This window comes from Micromonospora sp. NPDC048935, assembly GCF_043197875.1.
Lineage (GTDB): Bacteria > Actinomycetota > Actinomycetes > Mycobacteriales > Micromonosporaceae > Micromonospora.
Genome location: NZ_JBICTZ010000012.1, coordinates 53590 through 76704 on the forward strand (window position 1 = coordinate 53590; position 23115 = coordinate 76704).

Genomic DNA, 23115 nt, shown 5'->3' on the forward strand with positions numbered 1-23115 from the left:
TGTGTCGACCTCGCCGCCCCCGCACCCCCAGAGCACGGCTGCCCGCCGGCCCAGCGCCGGCGGGGAGCTCTGGCGCGCGGTGAGTGGCTGGATCGCCCGGGTGGTGGCCCGGGTGCACCAGACCTGGCGCCGTTCACTACAGGTCCGGGTCGTGACCATCACGCTCGTCGCGTCCAGCCTGCTGGTCGGCGGGTTCGCGTTCCTGATCGCTGACAAGATCAGCACCATCCTGCTCGACAACGCCCGCAGCGACGTCCGGCAGCGGGTGATCAGCGGTGCGAGCTACGCGGCCAAGCAGGTCTCCCTCTACGGTCAGCCGCAGGAGGCGCAGCTCCAGCAAACCATCGACGGCACGGTCAACTACCTGGCCGGCGGTGACCCCCAGCAGACCAGCGGTGTGGTGGTGGCGATCACCGCCGACGGCTACCACAACGACATCCAGACCCGCACCGCGCCGTCGGCGAACGTCCAGCCGCTGATCAGCCCGGAGCTGCGGGCCGTGATCGCCGACGGCAAGGTGGCCAGCCAGATCCGCACCGGGCGGCTCACCGGCCAGTCCACCAAATACCTGGTGTACGGCTCACCGGTGCCGACCCGCTTCGGCCAGATCGAGCTCTACTATCTGGTGCCGTTGAGCCGTCAGGACGTCACCGCCGCCGACGCGCGGGCCACGGTCGTGGCCACCGGTGTCGCCCTGGTGATCCTGCTCGGGCTGCTCGCGGCGCTCGTCACCCGGCTGGTCGTCAACCCGGTCCGGGTCGCCGCACGGACCGCCCAGCGGCTCTCCGCCGGCCTGCTCGACCAGCGGATGGTGGTCAACGGTGAGGACGACCTCGCCCTGCTCGCCGCCTCCTTCAACCAGATGGCCACCAACCTGCAACGGCAGATCCTGCGTCTGGAGGAGATGTCCCGACTGCAACGCCGGTTCACCTCCGACGTCTCGCACGAGCTGCGTACCCCGCTGACCACCGTACGGATGGCCGCCGACCTGATCTTCGCCGAGCGCGACGAGTTCGACCCCGCGGTGGCCCGCAGCGCCGAGCTGCTGCAAGCCGAGTTGGACCGCTTCGAGGAGCTGCTCACCGACCTGTTGGAGATCAGCCGCTTCGACGCGGGCTTCGCCATGCTGGACTCCGAGCCGACCGACCTGGTGCCGGTGGTGCACCGGGTGGTCGACCGGCTGGCTGGCCTGGCCGAGCGGGTGGGCGTACCGATCGAGCTCGACCTGCCGGGCACTCCGGTGATCGCCGAGGTCGACCCGCGTCGGGTCGAGCGGGTGTTGCGCAACCTGGTCGGCAACGCCGTCGAGCACGGCGAGGCCCGTCCGGTGCTGATCACCCTCGGCGTGGACGACACCGCCGTGGCGATCACCGTCCGCGACCGTGGTGTGGGGCTCAAGGTGGGCGAGGAGAAATTGGTGTTCAACCGGTTCTGGCGGGCGGACCCGTCCCGGGCCCGGCAGACCGGGGGCACCGGGCTGGGCCTGTCGATCAGCCTGGAGGACGCCCGGCTGCACGGCGGCTGGCTGGAGGCGTGGGGTGCTCCCGGGCAGGGCGCGCAGTTCCGGCTCACGCTGCCGGCCCGTGCCGGTGACCGGCTGACCACCTCGCCGCTGCGGCTGGTGCCGGCCGATGCCGCGCTGCCGTTCGGCGGGCCGCGCGACGGTGGACCGCTGGCCATCGGGCCCGGCACCGGCGGGGCGTTGGCGATCGACCCGGCGCCGACCGGTGACGGGCAGCGAGCGGAGGTGCGCTCATGAGACGACCGGCTCTGGTCGTGGCGCTCGGCGTGGTGGTGCTGCTGGGCGCCGGCTGCGGCATTCCGGCGGCCTCCGACGTGCGGGTGGACGGCAAGGGCGGGGCCGCGACCGAGGCCGGCATGGTCAACGGTCCGGGCAACGAGCCGCCGACACGAACGGCCAGCGGCAGCGTCAACGAGGCGTTCGTCCGCAACTTCCTGTCCGCCGCCGCCGGTGAGCCGGATCGGGCGTACGAGCGGGTCAAGGCGTACATCGCCCCGGAGCACAAGTCCCGCCTCCAGGACAAGAAGGGCAGCGAGGTCGCGTTGAACGTGGTCCGGCTGCGCGAGGCGGTCTACACCCTCAACAGCGACTCGACCACCACCGTGAAGATCACCGTGCAGCAGATCGGTGTGCTGCGGGCCAACGGCACCCTCGCACCGCCGGTGGCGACCGAGACGGAGTACGAGTTCGGCATCCGCAGCGCGGCGTTCAACGGCGGCGTCAACGACGAGCGTGCCGGGTTGTACATTCTCGACCCGCCGAACGTGCTGCTGCTCAGCGACGTCGCCCTTCGTCGCTACTACCAGGACGAGTCGATCTACTTCTGGAGTTCGGACCGCACCCGCCTCGTGCCCGACCAGCGCTACCGGCCGCTCGCGGTGCCGGACGAGCGCCGGGTCAACGAGGTGGTCAAGTGGCTGGTCGGCGGCCCCTCCGAATGGCTGCGCCCGGGCGTCGTCGGGCTGCCCGACCGCACCGAGCTGATCAACAACGCCACCGGCGGCAACGGCCGGTGGGAGATCAACCTGGACATGTCCGGCGACGACCAGAACGGCATCGACCAGTTGATCACGCAGATCGCCTGGTCGTTGGGGGACCTGCCGGGTGAGCTGGAGTTGCGGATCCGCAACAACTCACTACCCGTCCAGGACCTGAGCGAGCGACGGGACTCCGTCGAGCTCTACCCGAACGCCGAGAGCCCGCAGCGGTTCGGCCTGTACGAGGGTGCCATCCATCCGCTCGACTTCGGCAGCGAACTCAGCGGCGCCGTGCCGCTGGCGCCCGAGGCCAACCGCAACATCGTCTCCGCCGACCTGGCGGTGGCCAAGGGCCAGCGGATCCTCGCCGCGATGGTGGTCAAGGGCAGCAGCGACGGCCGGCACCGCCTCGCGGTGGGCGCGAGCGCCGCGCCGATCTCCGCCCTCAACCGCAGCACGTCCGAATACTCCTCGATGAGCCGTCCGGTCTGGTTGCGTACCGTCGACGCGCGCCCCGGCCGCGGTCTGGTCGTCGCCGACGGGCAGCTCTACCGGTTCGACGAGTCGGCACGGATGTATCAGGTGCCGCTCAACCTGCCCGCCGACGTCACCGCCGTTGCCGCCGCGCTGGACGGCCAACGGGTCGCGCTGATCGCCGGTGGTCGGCTCTACGTCGCCGCCGTCAACCCGGACGGCGGGGGCGTCTCCGTCGGCCCGCCCCGACCGCTGGCCACCTCGCTGACCTCTCTCACCGCTGTCGACTGGGGCAGCGAGGACCAACTGGTGGTGGCGGGGTCCTTCGGCCAGCCGGCGATCTACGAGATCAGCGTCGACGGCGCCCTGGAGACGCCGCTACGTACCGACCTCGGTGCCAAGGTCACCCACCTGACGGCCTACCCGACCAACCGCACCATCCGGGTGCCCAGCGGCGCCTACATGTACGAGGCGAACGGGGTGGCCTACCGCAGCAGCCCCTTCGAACGGATCGAGCCGGACAGCGTGCGGGACATCGCCCCGCTCCCGACCGGCGTCCGCCCGAGCAACCCGTCGGCACCGTTCTTCCTCTACTGAAGCGATGACCGGGTACTGACGCGATGACCCGGCTCTGGGCCGACCTGGCCGACCTGGTGTTGCCCGCCACCTGCGCGGGTTGTCGGGAGCGCCGGCCCGGCCTGCGGCACGGGGTCTGCCCGGCCTGCGTCGCGGCGCTTGGCGCACTGCGCCCACTGTCGGTCCGCCCGACACCCGCCCCGCCGGGCCTGCCCGCCTGCGTCGCCCTCGGCCCGTACGCCGGTCCGCTGCGCGAGGCCCTGCTGGCGTACAAGGAACACGGCCGGCACGGCCTGGCCCGCCCGCTCGGCGCACTGCTCGCCGAGGTCGTCGCCGCCGGGGTCGGTGCGGCGCGTCCCGTGGCGCTGGTGCCGGTCCCGGACACGGCGGCGGCGGCCCGGTCCCGCTACGGGGACCACCTGGACCGCCTGGCCCGACACTGCGCGGCCCGACTCAACCGGGGCGGCTGGGTGGCGCGGGTGCACCGTCCGCTGCGCGCCCTGCCCCGACCCGACTCGGTAACCCTGGACAGCGCCGGCCGGGCGGCGGCGGCCGAGGCGGCTTTCCGGCCGCGCTCCACGGCGGGTTGGGGTCGCGCGGCCGGCACGACGCCGGTCGTGGTGCTGCTTGACGACATCGTCACCACAGGCGTGACCCTGGCCGCCGCGACGCGGGTGCTGAGTGCGACCGGATGGGTGCCGAGTGTCGCCGCGGTGCTCGCGGCGACCCAAAAGAGACGCCACTCGTAACAGACTGTGTTTCCGTTTCACCCATTGGTGTATGAGCTGCGAAAAATCCTGAGCAGTCTCGGCAACTTGGGGTGACTGCCAGGCGAACAGGCGTTAGCGTTTCGCTGTCGGGGGTAGGAGGTCGTTCCAACGCCCTCGGCGGTGAGAGGAGGCGTAGCCGTACCAACCGGTCGACGCCAGCGGGTCCCCCCACGGCGCGCGACCGGGTTACCGGATCGAAGACCGTCCGAACAAGGGAGGTCACGTGGACATCGTGGTCAAGGGCCGAAACGTCGAAGTGCCGGACCATTACCGGGTGCACGTAGCCGAGAAACTCGCAAAGATCGAACGCTACGACCACAAACTGATTCGCGTCGATGTCGAGCTGTTTCACGAGCGCAATCCGCGCCAGGCCGAGCACTGCCAGCGGGTGGAGATCACCTGCGTTTCCCGAGGCCCGGTCATGCGGGCCGAGGCATGCACGAACGACTTCTACAGCGCACTCGACGCGGCCATCGCGAAGCTCGACACCCGGCTGCGCCGCGCGGCCGACCGCCGCCGCGTACACCGGGGTCGGCACGCGCCGATCTCCGTCGCCGAGGCCACCGCGGGCCTGCCCGTCGCTGACCTGGTGGCCACCCCGCTGAGCGCGTCGCTTGACGGTGCCCGCGCCGGCACCGCCGTCGCGGAGCGGGTCGAGGAGGAGTACGACGACCAGCCCTGGCACATCGCCCGGGAGAAGGTGCACCCGGCGGAGCCGATGACGATCGACGACGCGCTGTTCGAGATGGAACTTGTCGGCCACGACTTCTACCTGTTCCAGGACAAGGAGTCCGGCCGCCCGAGCGTCGTCTACCGCCGCCACGCGTACGACTACGGAATCATCTCCCTCGCCACCGACCGGTAACCGAGGCACGTCGACCACGGAGTTGTGGCAGAGAAACGCCTGCCACAACTCCGTGGTCCCTCAGCGGGGGTCGGCCGACAGCAGCGCGAAGGTCAGGTCGTCCAGGCGGGCACCGGCCAGGCCGGGCAGCCGCCCGCGCTGCACGGCCTCGCGCCGGAACCCGACCCGCTCCAACACTCGGTGCGACGCGGTGTTGTCCGGCACCGTGCCGGCGGTCAGCCGGGCGACACCCACCGGCCCGAACGCCCAGTCCACCAGCAGCCGGAGCGCCCGGGTCGCGTACCCCCGGCCGCGCCAGACGGGCAGCAACGCGTAGCCGACCGACGCCTCGCCGGCCGCCACGTCGGTGTACGACAGCCCGCAGCTACCCACCGGCTCCCCGCTGGCCGCGTCCGTGATCAGGAGTCGGGCGATGTCCCCGGTCAGCCAAGCGCTCTCCGCGAGACGACAGCGCCGCCCGATCGCCTCCCGCGTCGGCGGCACGGGCGGCGCCTGGTTCGCCACCACCTCGGGTCGGCTGTGCAGCCGGTACATCAGGTCGGCGTCATCCGGTGCGAGCCGGCGCAGCGCCACCACCCGGTCGGTGAGCACCCCGCCGGGCAGGTCGGGCAGCAGTCGGGTGACCGGTCCGGGCGGGTCGTCGGCGAGGCGTACCCAGGCCAGCAGGTCGTGCCGACCCCCGTCCCGGCCCGTCCCGGCCGACCGGCGCGAACCCTCGTGGCGGAAGCCGGCGGCCAGCGCGACCCGCTGGCTCGCCGTGTTCTCCGGGTGGGTCAGCAACTCCAGCCGGGTTGCTCCGTTGCTGAGCACGTGGTCGCTCAGCGCGCGGGTGCCCGCGGTGGCGACCCCGCGTCCGCGTGCCGTGGGGCGTACCCAGTAGCCGATTCCGGCCTGACCTCGGGCGGGCACCGCATCGTTGAGATTCACCGAGCCCAGCAGCCGATCCGTGGCCGGGTCGGCGACCGCATACACCGCGCCGCCGCCGGTCCAGACCGCCGGCGCGCCGACGTCGATCCACCAGCGGGCGTCGACTTCGGTGTACGGATACGGCGGGCCGGTCATGAAGCGTTGGCTGACTGGATCGGCCAGACCCTCGACCACGTCGGCGGTGTCCTCGGCCCGGAAGGGACGCAGCCGCACCCCGTGCGCCTCCACGACCTGCCGGAGCGTCATGTGAGGTCCTCGGCGAGCAACGCGCCCACCCAGACGTCGACCCGCTCGCCCCGGTGCTGCACCCCGCCGCGGGCGGTCCCCTCGAACGTGAAGCCCGCCTTCTCCGCCACCCGACGGGAGGCGGTGTTGCCCACGTTCGCCCTCCACTCGATCCGGGCCAGGCCCAGCGTGGCGAAGCCCCAGGTGCTGAGCGCGACGAGCGCGGCCGGCAGGTATCCCCGGCCCCGGACCGCCGGGGCGGTCATGAAGCCGACGTCGGCCAGCAGGGCGTCGGTGGGGGAGAGCCGCAGGTCGATCGTGCCCGCGTACCTGTCGTCCGGGTCGGCGACCACGAAGCAGGCGGCCTGACCCCGAGCCCAGGCGTCCTGGCCGTAGACCTGGTAGCCCTGCGCGTCGGATCGCTCGTACGGGTCCGGCACTGTCGTCCAGCGGATGCTCTCCGGGTCGCGGCAGGTCTGCACAACGGCGTCCAGATCGCGCTCCTCCATCGGTCGCAGGCGCAGCTCACCGGCCCCGGCGGTGGCGAACAGGGTGGGCTGCGGGCGACCGAAGACCGCGGCGCGCCGGGCCGCGAGGGTGCCGCGACCAGCAGGTCCGGTCGCCCCGGGAGCGGGCACCTCGCCGGGCAGCAGCGAGCCGATCCAGCCGTCCGCGCCGGACCGCGTCGTCGGGTTGGCCAGTCGCAGCCGGCCGTCGATCCGGAAACCGGCCCGGAGGGCGACCAGCCGGGAGGCGTGGTTGCCCACCTCGGCCTGCCAGATCAGCCGGCGCAGCCCGAGGGTGTCGAAGGACCAGCGGGCCACCGCCCGGGTGGCGCGGACCATGACGCCTCGGCCGCGCGCCCAGGGAGCGGCCCAGTAGCCGACCTCGCCGGTGCCGTCCCGGTCGATGGAGATCAACCCGCACGAGCCGAGCAGTTCACCTGTCGCCGGGTCGCAGACCGCGAACGGTGCCCCGGTGCCCTGCGCCCAGGCCGTCCCGCTCATCTCGGTGACGAAGCCGAGGGCGTGTTCGGGCAGATACGGGCGCGGCACGGTGGTCCAGCGCTGAATGTCCGGGTCCTGGCACGCATTGTGTACGGCGTCGGCGTCGCTGTCCCGCCAGGGCCGCAGCAGCACGCCGTCCTCAGTGATCTCCACGGGCTCCACCCGTGCATCCTGCCGCAGCGTTCGCCGACGGCGTAACCGGATAACGTTTGGGGTGTGCGCAGGACGCGAAGTATGTCGGGTTCGGCGGAGTCGACCACCGCCACCAGTGACCATTGCGCCGATGGAGCGCCTACGATGGTTCGAGACTGTCTAGGGGAGCGTTGATCCGTGTCGATTCTGGAAAAGGTCCTTAACGCGGGCGAGGGCCGCATGGTGCGCCGGCTCAAGGCCATCGCCGCCGCCGTCACCTCGATCGAGGACGACTACGTCAACCTCACCGACGAGGAGCTGGCCGGCATGACCGAGCAGTTCCGGGAGCGGCTCGCCGACGGGGAGACCCTCGACGACCTGCTGCCGGAGGCGTTCGCGGTGGCCCGCGAGGCGGCCGCCCGGGTGCTCGGCCAGCGCCCGTACGACGTCCAGGTGATGGGCGGCGCGGCGCTGCACTTCGGCAACATCGCCGAGATGAAGACCGGTGAGGGCAAGACGCTGACCTCGGTCATGGCCGTCTACCTCAACGCGCTGTCCGGCAAGGGCGTGCACGTGATCACGGTCAACGACTACCTCGCCCAGCGGGACGCGGCGTGGATGGGTCGGGTGCACGAGTTCCTCGGGCTGACCGTCGGCGTGGTGCTGCCCAACCGGCCGGCCACCGAGCACAAGGCCGCCTACGAGTGCGACATCACCTACGGCACCAACAACGAGTTCGGCTTCGACTACCTGCGCGACAACATGGCCTGGTCGAAGGACGAGCTGGTGCAGCGCGGCCACAACTTCGCGGTGGTCGACGAGGTCGACTCGATCCTGATCGACGAGGCCCGCACCCCGCTGATCATCTCCGGCCCGGCCGAGCACTCCGCCCGCTGGTACGGCGAGTTCGCGGGCGTGGTGGCGCGCCTCCAGCCCGGCACCGACGGCGAGGGCGACTACGAGGTCGACCACTCCAAGCGCACCATCGCGGTGACCGAGCGGGGTGTCGCCAAGGTCGAGGACCGGCTCGGCATCGACAACCTGTACGAGTCGGTCAACACTCCACTCGTCGGCTACCTCAACAACGCCATCAAGGCCAAGGAGCTCTACAAGCGCGACAAGGACTACATCGTCAGCGACGGTGAGGTCCTGATCGTCGACGAGTTCACCGGTCGCATCCTGCACGGCCGTCGCTACAACGAGGGCATGCACCAGGCGATCGAGGCCAAGGAGGGGGTGGAGATCAAGCAGGAGAACCAGACTCTTGCCACCATCACCCTTCAGAACTACTTCCGCCTCTACGAGAAGCTGTCCGGGATGACCGGTACGGCGCAGACCGAGGCGAGCGAGTTCAACAAGGTCTACAAGGTTGGCGTCGTGACGATTCCGACCCACCGCCCGATGGTCCGCGAGGACCGTCCGGACGTGATCTACAAGACCGAGAAGGCCAAGTTCAACGCCGTCATCGAGGACATCGCCGAGCGGCACCAGCTGGGTCAGCCGGTGCTGGTCGGCACCGTCTCGGTGGAAAACTCCGAGATTCTCTCCCAGTTGCTGCGCCGACGAGGCATCCCGCACAACGTGCTGAACGCCAAGTTCCACGCCCGGGAGGCCGAGATCGTCGCCCAGGCCGGGCGTAAGGGCGCGGTCACCGTGGCCACCAACATGGCCGGCCGCGGCACCGACATCCTGCTCGGTGGCAACGCCGAGTTCCTCGCCGCGAACGAGCTGCGCCAGCGCGGTCTCGACCCGCTGGAAAACGAGGAGGAGTACGCCAAGGCGATGGAGGAGGTCCTGCCCACCTGGAAGCAGGCCTGCGACGCCGAGGCGGACGAGGTCGCGGCGGCCGGTGGCCTCTACGTGCTGGGCACCGAGCGGCACGAGTCCCGGCGGATCGACAACCAGCTGCGCGGTCGCGCCGGCCGACAGGGTGACCCGGGCGAGTCCCGTTTCTACCTGTCCCTACAGGACGAGCTGATGCGGCGGTTCCGCGCCGGTGCGGTCGAGGCGGTGATGGAGCGCTTCAACATCCCGGAGGACGTGCCCATCGAGTCGAAGATGGTCACCCGGCAGATCAAGAGCGCCCAGGCCCAGATCGAGGGCCAGAACGCCGAGATCCGCAAGAACGTGCTCAAGTACGACGAGGTGCTCAACAAGCAGCGCCAGGTCGTCTACGCCGAGCGGCTCCGGGTGCTCAACGGTGAGGACCTCTCCGACCAGGTCCGCAACATGATCGACGACACCGTCGAGGCGTACGTGCGGGGCGCCACCTCCGAGGGCTACGGCGAAGACTGGGATCTTGACCAGCTCTGGTCCAGCCTGAAGCAGCTCTACCCGGTCGGCGTGACGATCGAGGAGTTGGAGGAGGAGGCCGGCGGCTCACGGGCCGGCATGGACGCCGACTTCCTCGTCGCCCGCCTCAAGGACGACGCCAACGCCGCGTACGACAGGCGCGAGGAGCAGGTCGGCACCGAGGGCGTGCGTCAGCTTGAGCGGATGGTGCTGCTCCAGGTCATCGACCGCAAGTGGCGCGAACACCTCTACGAGATGGACTACCTCCAGGAGGGCATCAACCTTCGGGCGTACGCCCAGCGCGACCCGGTGGTGGAATACCAGCGCGAGGGCTTCGACATGTTCGCCACCATGATGGAGGGCATCAAGGAGGAGACCGTCGGCTTCCTCTACAACATCGACGTCCAGGTGACCGAGCCTGAGCCGGAGGCGGGCTCGGAAGAGGTCGCGCTGCTCGACAAGCCGGTGGAGATCCGGGCCAAGGGGCTCAACCAGGCACCGCGGCGGCAGGGCCTGCAATACTCCGCGCCCACCATCGACGGCGAGGCCAGCCCCGGCGCCCCCGTCATCGAGCAGGCCGAGCAGCAGGCTCCGGCGCTCGGTGTGGGCCGCCCCGCCCCGGGCGTTCCGGCGGCACCGGGCCGGACCGCCCCGTCCGCCCCGCAGCGTCCGGCCGCCGGTCTCCGCGGCCCGGCGGTGCCGTCGGTCGCCTCCCGCCGGCCGGCAGCCAACCAGGCGGAAGCGAGCAACGGCCCGTCCCGCAACGCGCCGTGCCCGTGTGGCTCGGGCCGCAAGTACAAGCGCTGCCACGGCGCGCCCAACGGCGGCAACTGACCGACCCGACAGCACCTGACCGAACGGGTCCCGGCCGACCAGGCCGGGGCCCGTTCGGCGTCTCCCCCGTCACCTCCCGCCATCCACCGCCGCCTGATGATCATCTCGACCTCAGGAAAGTCGGGGCATCGGATGGTCGTTGCTGCCCCGACTTCCCTGAGGTCGAGTCGATCGGCCAAGCCTGGGCCCGTCTGGTGGCTGCGCCAGGGTCGACGAGGCCACCTCGTCGGTCGATCGGCCCGGCCCGGGTCCGTCTGATGGCTGCGCCAGGGTCGGCGAGGCTACCTCATCGATCGATCGATCGATCGGCCAGGCCTGGGCGTGTCTGGAGGTTGCGCAGGGACCTCGTCCTCGCAAGGCGGGCGGCGGCCCTGGGCGCGTTGGATGTGGTCAGAGGACGTGCAGGGCGGTGCAGAGCCAGCGGCCCCGGCGATGCTCCAGGCGCAGTGCCATTGCCCAGCTCCGACCGCCCGCGCCGCTGAGGACGGCCGCCGCCTCCACTGCGGCCTCCCGCGGCTCGCAGACGCGCAGGCGTAGCAGCCGGACCAGCGGTCGGCCGGTACGGCGGCGGGATGTCCCGGCCCGGCCGGATGCGCGGGCGAGTTCGGTCAGTAGGTCTCCCGCTCGGGCCGGGTCGAGCAGCGCCCGCACCTGGGTCGGCGAACGGTAGCCATTGACCACCTCCAGGCAGGTGCCGACGAAGCGGTGCGCGGCTCGGGTGGTTTCCGGAGCGGTCGACGGCGGCAACGACACGACCGGGTGGGTGGTGGTGGACCTGTTCGGCACCGGGCGCAGGGCTGCTCGCCGCTCCGGCGGCCGAACCGGGCTGGGTCGGGTGGAGGCGAACAGGTCGAGCGCGAGCTGACCGTCGGTCTGCGCCGGCCAGTACGACCCGTCAGTCTCGTCAACGTACGGCGGGTCGAAGGGCGGGGCGGGGCGCAGCCGCACGGTTGGTCGGGAAGGACCGGATCGCGCTCCACTCATCATGCCCCCAGAGACTGCGTTTGCCTGCGTTTGCCTCCGACAACCTAGATTCTGAGCGACAGAACGGCTTCGGTCAATGGCTCGGTGGCAGCCTCCATCCGGCGAGGCGCATGATCCACTCGGGTTCCTTGATAACGCGGGGTCCCAGCGCCCCCGATACCCCGATTTCAAGAAAACCGAGTGGATCATGCCCCGGCAAGGGATGGACGAGCGGGCGGACCGGGTCGGGCGGGCAAGGTCGGGCGGGCAAGGTCGGGCTTTGCTACTCCGGATCGCGGTCGACAAGCGGGTTGCTCTGCACCCAGTCGGCGGTTTCACGGTATTTACGGGCTATGTACTCTTCCAGGCGCGCACGCTCGACGCGCCACTGGCCGCGTCCACCGATCTTGATCGCCGGCAGTTCGCCGCTGCGCACCATGTGGTAGACCTGCGAGTCCGACACGTTCAGCTCGGTGGCGACGTCGGAGAGCAACAGGAACCTTGGCTCCACAGAAACTCCCGGGGTTGATGTCGTTTGGCTCAGTTTGCCATCGACGGCCCAGGCCGCCCAGCACCTGGCCGCGCCGCCGGGAGGTCGATCGCACGGGACACGCCGGGCGGGAGCTTCCACCGGCCGGAGCCGGGGTGTATGACGGTCACGGCGTGCGGCATGATCTGCGCCCGTGCCGGCGGACGCCGGTGGAGGACGACGCGGGGGAGACGACCGGTGACCGAGGAGCTTGTCCGGGTGTACGTGCCGGCGACCGTACCGATGGTGGCCCGACTGCGCACGGACGGGCTGACCGCCGACCAGGCGCACGCGGTGACCCCGACGCTTCGCGAGTGGTACGCCGAGGGCGACGAGGAGGAGTTGGAGTACGTCGCGTTCACCCGGGCCGCCCAGGACTCGCTGCACCTGCTCCGGGCCGATCCGACCGCTCCCCGCCGCCGCGTCGTCGTCTCGGTCGACCTCCCGGCGAGCGCGCTCGGGCGGGGCGACGGGGAGTTGGGTTCCAGCGCCGTGACGTTGGCCGACGCCGTTCCGGTGGGTGCCGTCGCCGCCCTCCACGTGGACGGCGCGGACGCCGCCGAGGAGGTCGCCGCGGCGGTCGAGGTGGTGGCCGAGGCGGCCGCTGGCGACCCCGACGCGCAGTTCACCGTCGACGGCGCGGAGGACCACGAACTGGAGTGGTACGACGTGACGGAGCTGGACCTGCTGCTCCTCGCGGCCGGCTGAGCCGGCCGCCAGAGCGCCGGCCGCCAGAGCGCCGCCTGCCAGGACGCCGGCTGCCAGGACGCCGGCTACCAGGACGCCGGCTACCAGGACGCCGGCCGTCAGAACGCTCTCTGGCGGGAGTCAGCCCGGCGTCAGCGGGCCGGATCCGCCCTGGCCGGGTCCGTGTCGAACGTTTCGGCCGGGTCCGGCTCGTCGTCCTCCGGGTCGACCCGGTCCGGGTTGTCGGCAGGTGTGTCGTCGTCGGTGTGGGCCGGGCCGAGCGTGCGGCCGAACGCGACGAGCGCGGTCAGCGCCCCCACGAACAGCACCCAGATCCCGTTGTCCACCCGCGAGGTGCCAAGTGAGGTCTGTGCCACCGCGTCCGCATCGCTGAGCGCGCTGGCCAGGTCGAGCAGCGACCGGCCACCGATCCGGATGATCACCTCGGCGAGCAGCAGGAGCAGCCCCGGTCCGGCACCGGCGAGCAGGTACGCCGGCCAGCGCAACGCCGCAGCGGCGGGATCGCGGCGCACCGCCCGGCGTCGTGCCCAGGTCAGGTAGCCGAAGGCGAGCAGCCCGGCGAGCAGCCCCGCGACGAGCGACTCGGTGCGGGACACCCACTTGGCCGCGTCGACCACCGACTGTTGGCTGTCGCCCGCGCCGAAGAGGTCGAACAGCGGGTCCCGAGCCTGGCTGAACGCGACCACGAAGACCAGCGTGCCCAGTGCGGCGATCACCACCGCACCGACCGCCGGGGCGGTCCGCGCGGCGGCCACGGCGCCACCGATGATCGCCGCGGCCGCGGTGGTGCCGGCGATCACGTTGGTGGTCGAGGTGTCGAAGTAGGTGAGGTTGATGGCCACCGCGGCGGCCAGCCCGACCAGCATCCCGCAGCCGATCGCCCCGGCGTAGCGCAGGGTGGCCCAGTCGCCGTACCGGCGGGCCAGCAGGTTGCCGCCGGCCAGCGCGACGGCCGCACCGCAGACCAGCGCGGCCGAGATCACGCCGGGCAGGGCGAACGCGGAGAGACTGATCGCGGTCACCCCGGCCGCCGCCGAGGTGATGGCCTCCCGGGTGGACCAGAGCATGGCGGTCAGCCAGCCGAGGGCCAGCAGCGCGAGCACCGCCGCGCCGGGCGCGGGCAGCGGCCGGCTGCTGGGGCTTACCGCGTCGGCCGCCGGGTCGTGCGACTCCGCGGCCGGGACGCGGCCGGGCTGCTTGGTCATCGTCTCCCCTTCGAGGCGGCAGGTCACCGACCATTCAGGGTACGCGGGCCCGCCGGGCCCCCCGCCGCCGCAGACGACCGGGACGCCGTCGGATGGTCGGATCGACAGTGGTCGGTAAGGAGAGGAGGGGTGGGCCGGTCCTTGGTGCAAGGCGATGGCGGAGGCAGGGTGCGCTGCTCTTCGTGGGAGAATTACGGGAGGTCCCGCCGCTGCTCGGCCTCCCGTGCGGCGACCGGTGTCCGATCGCCCGGTCGGTGCCCGCGGGTCCGGTTTCGCCACTGCTGTCGAGATCGCCAGGAGCCTTGATGGATGCCGTGTTCTCCGTTCCCGAGCCGCGCAACGAGCCGGTTCGTAACTACGAGCCGGGCAGCGGAGACCGGGACCGGCTCCAGCGGCGGCTGACCGAGCTTGCCGCCGAGCGCATCGACCTGCCGATGACCATCGGTGGCGAGCAGCGGATGGCCGCCGGTGACCCGATCGACGTGGTGCAGCCGCACAGGCACGCGCACGTGCTGGGCGTGACCGCGCACGCCACCCACGATGACGCCCGCGCCGCGATCAAGGCGGCGAAGGACGCCGCTCCGATGTGGCGGGCGCTGCCGTTCGAGGAGCGCGCCGCGATCTTCCTGCGTGCCGCCGAGCTGCTCGCCGGCCCGTGGCGCGACACCCTCAACGCCGCCACCATGCTCGGCCAGTCGAAGACCGCGATCCAGGCGGAGATCGACGCCGCCTGCGAGTTCATCGACTTCCTCCGGTTCAACGTGCACTTCGCCCGGCGTCTGCTCGAGGAGCAGCCGGCGTCCTCGCCCGGTGTCTGGAACCGCTTCGACCACCGCCCGCTGGAGGGCTTCGTCTACGCGGTCACCCCGTTCAACTTCACCGCCATCGCCGGCAACCTGCCGTCGGCGCCGGCCCTGCTGGGCAACACGGTGATCTGGAAGCCGGGCCCGACGCAGCAGTTCGCCGCGCACTTCACCATGCGGCTGTTCGAGGCCGCCGGCCTCCCGCCCGGCGTGATCAACATGGTCACCGGCCGGGGCGAGGAGGTCTCCGACGTGGTGCTCGCCGACCCGGACCTGGCCGGCATCCACTTCACCGGCTCGACGAAGGTCTTCCAGCAGCTCTGGCGGACCGTCGGCGACAACATCGCCCGCTACCGGGGTTACCCGCGGCTGGTCGGCGAGACCGGCGGCAAGGACTTCGTGGTCGCGCACACCAGCGCCGACGTGGACGCCCTGCACACCGCGCTGATCCGTGGCGCGTTCGAATACCAGGGCCAGAAGTGCTCGGCGGCCTCGCGGGCGTACGTGCCGCGCTCGATCTGGGAGGGTGGGCTGCGCGACCGGCTGGCCGCCACCACCGACTCGCTGACCTACGGCGACGTGGCCGACTTCGGCAACTTCGGCGGCGCGGTGATCGACGACAAGGCGTTCGGCCGGCACACCGCCGCGCTGGAGCTGATCGGTGGTGACGACTCCTGCCGGGTGCTTGCCGGCGGCACCGCTGACGACTCGGTCGGCTACTTCGTCCGGCCGACGCTCTTCGAGTGCTCCGATGCGGCCCACGAGACCTTCACCACCGAGTACTTCGGGCCGATCCTGGGCGTGCACGTGTTCGACGACGCCCGGTTCGACGACGTGGTCGCACAGGCCGAGTCGATCGCCCCGTACGCGCTGACCGGCTCGGTGTTCGCCACCGACCGCCGGGTGGTCGACGCGGTCGCCGAGCGCATGCGGTACGCGGCGGGCAACTTCTACATCAACGACAAGCCGACCGGGGCGGTCGTCGGGCAGCAGCCGTTCGGCGGTGCCCGGGCCAGCGGCACCAACGACAAGGCGGGTTCCTGGCTCAACCTGGTCCGCTGGGTGTCCCCGCGGACGATCAAGGAGACCTTCGTGCCGCCGACCGACCACACGTACCCCCACATGGGCTGACCTGCGGCGACGACCCGCCGGCGGCGCGCGGTGCCGCCGGCGGGTCGGCCCGGGGTCGTGATCCATCGATAGTCCTCAACGGACAGTCTGCCGCCGACAGTGCACTTAGGAAGTCCTGTTGGGTGGCAAACCGGCAAATCCTGGACGCCGGGTGCGCAAAGTGGCAGCGTAGGGGCCATGGCGGATTCCGGAGTCAACCCTACGGCGGCGGCCCTGCTCGGCCTCCTCCACGAGGGCCCGATGACAGGTGGTCAGTTGATGGCCGCTGCTGAGCGCCGTCTGGCGCCGTACTGGTCGATGACGCGCAGTCAGGTCTACCGCGAGTTGCCGGTGCTGGCCGAGCGGGGTTTCGTGCGGCTCGGGAAGCCGGGGCCGCGGATGAGCCAGCCGTATGCGCTGACTGCCAGCGGAAAACGGACATTTTCCCGCTGGTTGGCGGAGAACCCGGGGCGGGACACCATCCGCAACCCGATCGCGTTGCGGATGGCCTTCGGCAACCTGCACTCCGCCAGCCAGCTCAAGGGCCTGTACGCCTCGGCCAACGAATACCACACCGAGGCCCTCGCCCAGGTCCGGGAGCAGGTGAAGAACGCCAAGCGGGATGGGGAGACGTACGACGCCAGCGCGCTGGAGTTCGCCGTCGCCTACCACCGGGCGGCCCTCTCCTGGTTGAAGTCCGCTCCGGTCGGGTGACCTCCCGCGGGTTCGCCCAGCGGGAACGAGCTGTTCAGCCGGCGGCGTCGGGGTGTGGCTTTTGCGCGGGACCGCGGGGCTCGCAAGCTCAATGCTCGTCCGCGCAGTACGCTTACCTGTCGTGACCGCTGCCGATTACGCCGAACAGCTCAAGGAACTCGACGCGACCCTGCGAAACATCGAGGCCGTCCTCAACCTCGACCGCCTCCACGAGGACAAGGCCCGCCTTGAGCAGGAGGCGTCCGCCCCCGACCTGTGGGACGACCAGGCCAAGGCTCAGCAGGTGACCTCGCAGCTGTCGTACGTCAACGGCGAGATCAGCAAGCTGGGCAGCCTGCGCTCCGGCCTCGACGACGCCCAGGTGCTCCTGGAGTTGGCCGAGGCCGAGGCCGACCCGGGCGTGTTGACCGAGGTCGAGTCGGAGATCACCGGGTTGACCAAGGCCATCCAGGAGATGGAGGTCCGCACCCTGCTCTCCGGCGAGTACGACTCCCGGGAGGCGCTTGTCGCCATCCGCGCGGGCGCCGGTGGCGTGGACGCCGCCGACTTCGCCGAGATGCTGCTGCGGATGTACCTGCGCTGGGCGGAGCGGCACGGCTATCCGACCGAGGTCTACGAGACCTCCTACGCCGAGGAGGCGGGCCTGAAGTCGGCCACCTTCGCGGTCAAGGTGCCCTACGCGTACGGCACGCTCAGCGTCGAGTCGGGCACCCACCGGTTGGTCCGGATCAGCCCGTTCGACAACCAGGGTCGCCGGCAGACCAGCTTCGCGGGCGTCGAGGTCCTGCCGGTCACCGAGCAGACCGACCACATCGACATCCCGGAGAACGAGGTACGCGTCGACGTCTACCGTTCCTCCGGCCCCGGTGGGCAGAGCGTCAACACCACCGACTCGGCGGTCCGGTTGACCCACATCCCGACCGGCATCGTGGTCACCTGTCAGAACGAGAAGTCCCAGTTGCAGAACAAGGCCTCCGCGCTGCGGGTGCTCCAGGCCCGACTGCTGGAGCGCAAGCGCCAGGAGGAGCAGGCCAAGCTGGAGGGGCTCAAGGAGAACGCAGCCGGTTCGTGGGGCGATCAGATGCGCTCCTACGTCCTGCACCCGTATCAGATGGTGAAGGATCTCCGAACCGAGCAGGAGACCGGCAATCCGAGCGCGGTGTTCGACGGCGACCTGGACGGTTTCATCGAGGCGGGGATCCGTTGGCGCAAGCAGCGGCAACTCGCCGGCGACGGAGCGTGACGACACGCGGGCGGAACGCTTCGTCGATCTCCAGGTAGAGGCCTGATTCGACGACTCGTGCCGGAACGGCGGGGCGTGGGGCTTGGCTCAGTTGTTACACCGCGTAGACTCACCACCCGTGATTCAGCTTGAGCAAGTGACGAAGACGTACCCGAAGGCGTCCCGGCCTTCGCTCGACAACGTGTCCGTCTCGATCGAGAAGGGCGAGTTCGTCTTCTTCATCGGTCCATCCGGCTCCGGCAAGTCCACAATCATCAAGATGCTGCTGCACGAGGTCGCCCCCAACAAGGGTCGCGTCGTCGTCAACGGCAAGGACGTCACGTCGATGCGCTCCTGGAAGCGACCCCACTTCCGGCGCTCGATCGGCTGTGTCTTCCAGGACTTCCGGCTGCTGCCGAACCGCACCGCGTACGAGAACGTGGCGTTCGCCCTTGAGGTGATCGGCAAGACCAAGGCGGTTGCCCGCCGGGTCGTGCCGGAGGTGCTGGAGCTGGTCGGGCTCGGTGGCAAGGAGCACCGCTACCCGCACGAGCTCTCCGGTGGTGAGCAGCAGCGGGTCGCCGTCGCCCGGGCGTTCGTGAACCGTCCGCTGATCCTGCTGGCGGACGAGCCCACCGGAAACCTGGACCCGGACACCTCGATCGAGATCATGCGCCTGCTGGACCGGATCAACCGCACCGGCACGACCGTCGTGATGGTCACCCACGACTCCAACATCGTCAACCAGATGCGCCGCCGCGTCGTCGAGATCGAGAGCGGTCGTATCGTGCGTGACCAGGCCCGCGGCGTCTACGGGTGAGCCGGCTCTCCACCCCTGCGCAGCCTGACGACGAACACTTCATGCCGGAGACCCGGAGGAAATCCCGATGCGCGTGAAATACGTCCTGTCCGAGGTACTGGTCGGACTGTGGCGCAACGTGACCATGTCCATCGCGATGATCATCACGATGGCGGTCTCGCTGACCATGCTCGGCGCCAGCGGTCTCATGTACCGCCAGGTCGACGACATGAAGGTCACCTACTACAAGAACATCGAAGTCTCGATCTTCTTGAAGCCGGAGGTGAGCGAGCAGGAGCGCACCGACCTCAACACCAAGCTCGACGCTGACCCCCTGGTCAAGGACGTCATCTACGTCAACAAGGACGAGGCGTACAAGAAGTTCAAGGTCATGTACCAGGACGCGCCCGACCTGGTGAACGTGGTCAAGCCGGACCAGTTGCCCGAGTCGTTCCGGCTCAAGCTGAACAACCCGGAGCAGTACAAGGACATCTACGAGCAGTACAAGAACACGGCGGGTGTCGATGAGATCATCGACCAGAGTCGACTGCTCGACAAGATCTTCAACATCCTCACCTCGATCCAGAACATCGCCCTGGCCGCCGCCATCGTGATGGCGATCGCCGCCCTGCTGCTCGTCGCGAACACCATCCAGGTCGCCGCGTACAGCAAGCGGCGTGAGGTGGCGGTCATGAAGCTGGTCGGCGCCTCCAACTGGTTCATCCAGGCACCGTTCGTGCTGGAGGCCGTGGTGGCCGGCCTGATCGGCTCGCTGCTCGGTCTGGTGGCCTTGGTCGCGGCCAAGTATCTGCTCTTCGACCGCTCGTTGAGCGCGTTGCAGGGCCTGCTCTCGCCGATCTCCTGGGGTGACATCCTTGTCGTCTTCCCGCTGATGGCCGGCGTCGGCGGCCTGATCAGCGCGGGCACCGCCTGGATCACCCTGCGCTTCTACCTGCGGGTCTAGGCGCCGTACGGGTCGTCCCGTCGTCTCCCGGGGACCCTCCCGCAGCCGGAAATAAACGGCGCGGGAGGGTCCTTGTGATTCGGGTAGCATGATCGGTTGTCCGGCCGGGGTGAGCCCGGCCGCGGACGCCAGGAGAGGGGGTGGCACCGATGCCACGGGAAAAGGGGCGCAAGGTGGTCGCCTCCAACAAGAAGGCGCGCCACGACTACGCCATTCTCGACACGTACGAGGCAGGCATGGCGCTGACCGGCACCGAGGTCAAGTCGCTGCGGGCCGGGCGGGCGTCGCTTGTCGACGCGTTCGCCCAGGAACGTGACGGCGAGCTGTTCCTGCACGCCCTGCACATTCCGGAATACACGCAGGGCACCTGGACCAACCACGAGCCCCGGCGCACCCGCAAGTTGCTGCTCAACCGGGTCGAGATCGACAAGCTCGTCGGCAAGACCCGCGAGGGCGGTTTCACCATCGTTCCCTTGCAGGTCTACTTCTCCGACGGCTGGGCCAAGGTCGAGATCGCCCTGGCCAAGGGCAAGAAGTCGTACGACAAGCGTCAGGACCTCGCCAAGCGGGACGCGGACCGGGAGATCGCCCGGGTCTCCGGCCGGCGCGGCAAGGGCATGGACGACTAGTTCATCCGGTTTGTCCGGGTCGGCGCGCCGGCCCGGGGCTCGGGATGAAAGCTGTTGCGGCAGGCGTTAGTCTTGTCAGTGCCGCCACATCGGCGGCCTGTCGAGGGGGTGACTGGTTTCGACTTCGTACGCAGCGACAGGGGAAGCGAGCCGAGGAAGCCGACGTCGTCTCGAGAATCGGTCGTCGGAAACTTATAAGCGCCAAGCAAAATCGCGCTGACTTCGCTCTCGCCGCCTGAGGCGAGTAGCTAAGTCTGTCGGCCTGGGAACGCCTTCGTCCCAGTAGCCGGCATCAGCTAGGAGGCTGGCCAATCGGACCCGGTCGCGGGGTCCGTGCGGCGAGATTAATCAGCGACTGGGCCCGTCACACCAACTTGCTCGCGTGAGCGGTGGGGCCGAGTAGAGGCACAGCGAGCTGCGCTCGGAGAAGCCCTGACAAACCGGCGAAGGACCCGGGTTCGATTCCCGGCACCTCCACCACCTCGAGCGAAGCGCCCCGGCCCATCGGCCGGGGCGCTTCGTCGTGTACGCGGCTCGCCTACGCTGCCCCCTGTGACGAACCAGGAGCTGCGCCTGTCGGTCGGCGCCTCACCCGCGCAGCGCACGTGGGCGGTGGTGGTCGGCGTCTTCGTCGCCGCCGTCGCCGCGGCATTCGTGGCGCTGCCACTGGTCGCCGGCGGGTTGCTGGGTCGGCTGTCCGGCCCGGGTGACCCGTTCTCCTCCTACGAGGAGGCTCGCGACGTACCGCCGGGGATGCTGCCGCCCGCGCTGCGGGACTCCGCCGGTGGCGCGGAACAGGCCGGGCCGAGCCCCTTCGTCGGGCTCTGCGGCCTGCCGTTCGTCCTGCTCGGCATCTACCTCGTGCTGCGGGTGCTCCGCACGGCCGCCTGGCTGGAGGGCAGCCACGTCCGGGTTCGGGGCGCGTTCCGTACGCGCGGCGTCGACCTCGCCACGGCCCGGATCGACGTCGCGGCGCTGTCGCACGACGAGCCGGGGGACGACCTTCCGGCGGCTCGTCGTCGGACACCCGCCCTCATCGCTACCGACCCCGTGGATGGGCGGCGAGTCACAGTCGCGTTGCGGGGCCTGCCCCCGTCGGAGCTGAGCGCGCTCGCCGACGCGATCACGTCCGCCCGGCCGGTCGACGGCCGGGACGGCGACACGCACGCCGTCGCCCGCCAGGTGCGCCGCCTGGCGGAGCGCCCCCGGCTCGGCTGAGCGGCGGTCGTCCGTTTCCTCTGGGACCTGCGGGACTCCTGCGACGAATGGTGCAGATGAGCATTCTCCGGGACCTTTACAGACCGGGGCGGGCAGGCCCACCATCGCGGTATGGGGTAGCCGCACAGCGCGGGAGGTGCCATGGTCACCGGTCCGGTCCAGCAGTCTTCACTCGCCGCCCGGCCGTCCGCCGCACCGCACCATCCGATCGGCCTGCCCGGCGAGCCACGCCCGGCCGGTCTGGCCGGAGACGTCCACGCGTTCGGCCGGGCCGTCACCGTGCCCCCCACCGAGCCGCGCTGGCGGGAAGAGGTCCTGCTCCGGCTGCGTCCGGTGGGGCACGGGTTCGCCGAGCACGTTCGGGTCACCGAGGGCCCCACGGGCCTGTACCGGGAGTTGCTCACCCAGTCGCCCCGGCTGGTCCACGGGGTGCGGTTGCTGACCCGGGAGCACGCGGGGATCATCGCCGCGATCCTCGCGGTGCAACGGGTCGCCGAACGTCCCGAGGTGCACCCCGACGAACTGCGGCACCGGGCCGGGCACCTGCTGCGCCGGTTGGCCCGGCATCGGCGGCGCGGTGCCGACCTGCTCTGGGAGGCGTACCAGACGGATCTGGGCGGCGAGACCTGAGCAGTCGGCCGGGAACCGGCGGATCGGCGGTGGCGTCGAACCGTACATGCGTCGACCGGCCCTGCTTCTCGTCCTCCCGTTGCTGCTCACGGCGGGCTGCGCCACGCCGGTGGCAGACCCGCCCGTCGGGCCTCGCCACCCGTCGGCCCGCGGCGAGGCGTTCGACAACCGGGCCGCTGAGGTGGCCGAGGCGTGGCGACCGGGCCCCGACTGGAGTACGGGGTACGTCCCGCTGGAGGGGCCCACGGTGCTCACCGGTGACCCGCGTTTCACCCCGGACACCGAGGCCGCCTACCGGGCCGGGTGGTACCGGGCGCAGGTCGCGATACCGCCCACCCGGGTCGGCGGCGAGATCCGGTTCCCGGACGGTCGGCTGACGCTGCCGTTGGTCAGCGCCGCCGAGGCGTACCGTCAGCTGGACCAGGGTGATCCGCTGCCCTGCCCGGGGCGACCGAAGCGGCCCGGCCTGCCGAGCCCGGGCGGCCCCAGCGTCGAACCAGGGCCGGACGGATGGGCCACCAGCACGACGCGGACGGCCTGTCTCGCGCTCACCGTCACCGGGGTCACGTTCGGTGCCGTGCCGGTCCGCACGAGCCGGGGCACGGCGCAGGTCCCGGCCTGGCTGTTCACCGTCAGGGAGCTGGCCAGCCCGGTGGCCCGGCTCGCCGTCGCGCCGACCGCGGTCACGCCCGTCCCCCCACCCTCCGCGCCGGCCCGCCCGCTTCCCGACGGTCTGGTGGGCGCCCAGAACCTTGTGGCGGTCGACGATGTCCGGATGACCGTGGGGCTCGGCGTCGGCGCCTGCGACACCGGCATCACGCCGCTGGTGTGGGAGCGGCCGGACGTCGTGGTGGTCGGCGGCCGCGTCACCCGGGCCACCGGAGAATGCATCGCCGTGCTCAAGCTGGCACCGGTCGCCGTCACCCTGGGGGCGCCACTGGGCGCCCGGCCGGTCGTGGACGTCGCCACCGGCGCCCCCCTGTCGATCGCCCCACGCTGACCGACCGGCGCCGACGGGCC

The 23115-nt window shown here is 70.8% G+C and carries 20 protein-coding genes and 1 other RNA gene; 16 read left to right on the forward strand and 5 right to left on the reverse strand.

What is annotated here, in order from left to right; translation table 11 throughout:
• Window position 1: 1 nt before the first annotated feature.
• The 4 genes from mtrB (at window position 2) to hpf (ending at window position 5184) form a co-directional block, all read left to right on the forward strand.
• Window positions 2-1759 (forward strand): MtrAB system histidine kinase MtrB, encoded by a 1758-nt coding sequence (mtrB, locus tag ACGFIW_RS27860; RefSeq protein ID WP_393321676.1) that lies wholly within the window; start codon window positions 2-4, stop codon window positions 1757-1759.
• Window positions 1756-3570 carry an LpqB family beta-propeller domain-containing protein gene (locus ACGFIW_RS27865; RefSeq protein ID WP_393321678.1) on the forward strand — a complete coding sequence of 605 codons (1815 nt, stop codon included), beginning with the start codon at window positions 1756-1758 and terminating at the stop codon, window positions 3568-3570. The genes mtrB and ACGFIW_RS27865 overlap by 4 nt, the downstream gene beginning before the upstream one ends.
• A 23-nt stretch (window positions 3571-3593) precedes the next feature.
• Window positions 3594-4298 carry a ComF family protein gene (locus ACGFIW_RS27870; protein WP_393321681.1) on the forward strand — a complete coding sequence of 235 codons (705 nt, stop codon included), beginning with the start codon at window positions 3594-3596 and terminating at the stop codon, window positions 4296-4298.
• A gap of 244 nt (window positions 4299-4542) precedes the next feature.
• Window positions 4543-5184, forward strand: coding sequence for a ribosome hibernation-promoting factor, HPF/YfiA family (hpf, locus tag ACGFIW_RS27875; RefSeq protein ID WP_393321684.1), 642 nt, complete (start codon window positions 4543-4545; stop codon window positions 5182-5184).
• Window positions 5185-5244: 60 nt separating this feature from the next.
• Here hpf and ACGFIW_RS27880 read toward each other — a convergent pair whose 3' ends face one another.
• Together ACGFIW_RS27880 and ACGFIW_RS27885 are read right to left on the reverse strand one after the other, a co-directional pair.
• Window positions 5245-6357 carry a GNAT family N-acetyltransferase gene (locus ACGFIW_RS27880; RefSeq protein ID WP_393321687.1) on the reverse strand — a complete coding sequence of 371 codons (1113 nt, stop codon included), beginning with the start codon at window positions 6355-6357 and terminating at the stop codon, window positions 5245-5247.
• Complete coding sequence (locus ACGFIW_RS27885; RefSeq protein WP_393321690.1) at window positions 6354-7496, reverse strand: GNAT family N-acetyltransferase; 1143 nt, start codon at window positions 7494-7496, stop codon at window positions 6354-6356. The genes ACGFIW_RS27880 and ACGFIW_RS27885 overlap by 4 nt, the downstream gene beginning before the upstream one ends.
• Window positions 7497-7673: 177 nt before the next feature.
• On the opposite strand from ACGFIW_RS27885, the gene secA reads away from it, so the two are divergent.
• Window positions 7674-10601 (forward strand): preprotein translocase subunit SecA, encoded by a 2928-nt coding sequence (secA, locus tag ACGFIW_RS27890; protein ID WP_393321693.1) that lies wholly within the window; start codon window positions 7674-7676, stop codon window positions 10599-10601.
• Window positions 10602-10991: 390 nt separating this feature from the next.
• Here the strand turns inward: secA and ACGFIW_RS27895 are convergent, their stop codons facing one another.
• Both ACGFIW_RS27895 and ACGFIW_RS27900 read right to left on the reverse strand, forming a co-directional pair.
• Window positions 10992-11588: an Rv3235 family protein gene (locus ACGFIW_RS27895; protein ID WP_393321696.1), complete on the reverse strand. Its 597-nt coding sequence runs from the start codon at window positions 11586-11588 to the stop codon at window positions 10992-10994.
• A gap of 259 nt (window positions 11589-11847) precedes the next feature.
• On the reverse strand, window positions 11848-12075 hold the full coding sequence (locus ACGFIW_RS27900; protein ID WP_393321698.1) for a helix-turn-helix domain-containing protein: 228 nt from the start codon (window positions 12073-12075) through the stop codon (window positions 11848-11850).
• A gap of 216 nt (window positions 12076-12291) precedes the next feature.
• Here ACGFIW_RS27900 and ACGFIW_RS27905 point away from each other — a divergent pair, with 216 nt between their 5' ends.
• Window positions 12292-12801, forward strand: coding sequence for a DUF6912 family protein (locus ACGFIW_RS27905; protein ID WP_393321701.1), 510 nt, complete (start codon window positions 12292-12294; stop codon window positions 12799-12801).
• 131 nt (window positions 12802-12932) lie between these two features.
• Here ACGFIW_RS27905 and ACGFIW_RS27910 read toward each other — a convergent pair whose 3' ends face one another.
• On the reverse strand, window positions 12933-14006 hold the full coding sequence (locus ACGFIW_RS27910; RefSeq protein WP_393321704.1) for a hypothetical protein: 1074 nt from the start codon (window positions 14004-14006) through the stop codon (window positions 12933-12935).
• Between the two features lie 305 nt (window positions 14007-14311).
• Here ACGFIW_RS27910 and pruA point away from each other — a divergent pair, with 305 nt between their 5' ends.
• From pruA to ACGFIW_RS27960, 10 genes are all read left to right on the forward strand, one after another.
• Window positions 14312-15940 carry an L-glutamate gamma-semialdehyde dehydrogenase gene (pruA, locus tag ACGFIW_RS27915; protein ID WP_393321707.1) on the forward strand — a complete coding sequence of 543 codons (1629 nt, stop codon included), beginning with the start codon at window positions 14312-14314 and terminating at the stop codon, window positions 15938-15940.
• 177 nt (window positions 15941-16117) lie between these two features.
• Window positions 16118-16633, forward strand: a complete 516-nt coding sequence (locus ACGFIW_RS27920) for a PadR family transcriptional regulator (RefSeq protein ID WP_091393967.1) — start codon at window positions 16118-16120, stop codon at window positions 16631-16633.
• Between the two features lie 121 nt (window positions 16634-16754).
• Window positions 16755-17876 carry a peptide chain release factor 2 gene (gene prfB, locus ACGFIW_RS27925; RefSeq protein ID WP_357071789.1) on the forward strand — a complete coding sequence of 374 codons (1122 nt, stop codon included), beginning with the start codon at window positions 16755-16757 and terminating at the stop codon, window positions 17874-17876.
• Between the two features lie 118 nt (window positions 17877-17994).
• Window positions 17995-18675 (forward strand): cell division ATP-binding protein FtsE, encoded by a 681-nt coding sequence (gene ftsE / locus ACGFIW_RS27930; RefSeq protein WP_030331491.1) that lies wholly within the window; start codon window positions 17995-17997, stop codon window positions 18673-18675.
• 67 nt (window positions 18676-18742) lie between these two features.
• Window positions 18743-19618 carry a permease-like cell division protein FtsX gene (gene ftsX / locus ACGFIW_RS27935; protein ID WP_393321710.1) on the forward strand — a complete coding sequence of 292 codons (876 nt, stop codon included), beginning with the start codon at window positions 18743-18745 and terminating at the stop codon, window positions 19616-19618.
• Between the two features lie 149 nt (window positions 19619-19767).
• A complete protein-coding gene (smpB, locus tag ACGFIW_RS27940; protein ID WP_357071795.1) occupies window positions 19768-20247 on the forward strand; it encodes an SsrA-binding protein SmpB in 480 nt (159 codons plus the stop codon).
• A gap of 104 nt (window positions 20248-20351) precedes the next feature.
• Window positions 20352-20727: a transfer-messenger RNA gene (gene ssrA, locus ACGFIW_RS27945) on the forward strand.
• 72 nt (window positions 20728-20799) lie between these two features.
• On the forward strand, window positions 20800-21465 hold the full coding sequence (locus ACGFIW_RS27950) for a hypothetical protein (protein WP_393321713.1): 666 nt from the start codon (window positions 20800-20802) through the stop codon (window positions 21463-21465).
• 141 nt (window positions 21466-21606) lie between these two features.
• A complete protein-coding gene (locus ACGFIW_RS27955; protein WP_393321716.1) occupies window positions 21607-22095 on the forward strand; it encodes a hypothetical protein in 489 nt (162 codons plus the stop codon).
• A gap of 46 nt (window positions 22096-22141) precedes the next feature.
• Window positions 22142-23095 (forward strand): hypothetical protein, encoded by a 954-nt coding sequence (locus tag ACGFIW_RS27960; protein WP_393321718.1) that lies wholly within the window; start codon window positions 22142-22144, stop codon window positions 23093-23095.
• Window positions 23096-23115 lie beyond the last annotated feature (20 nt).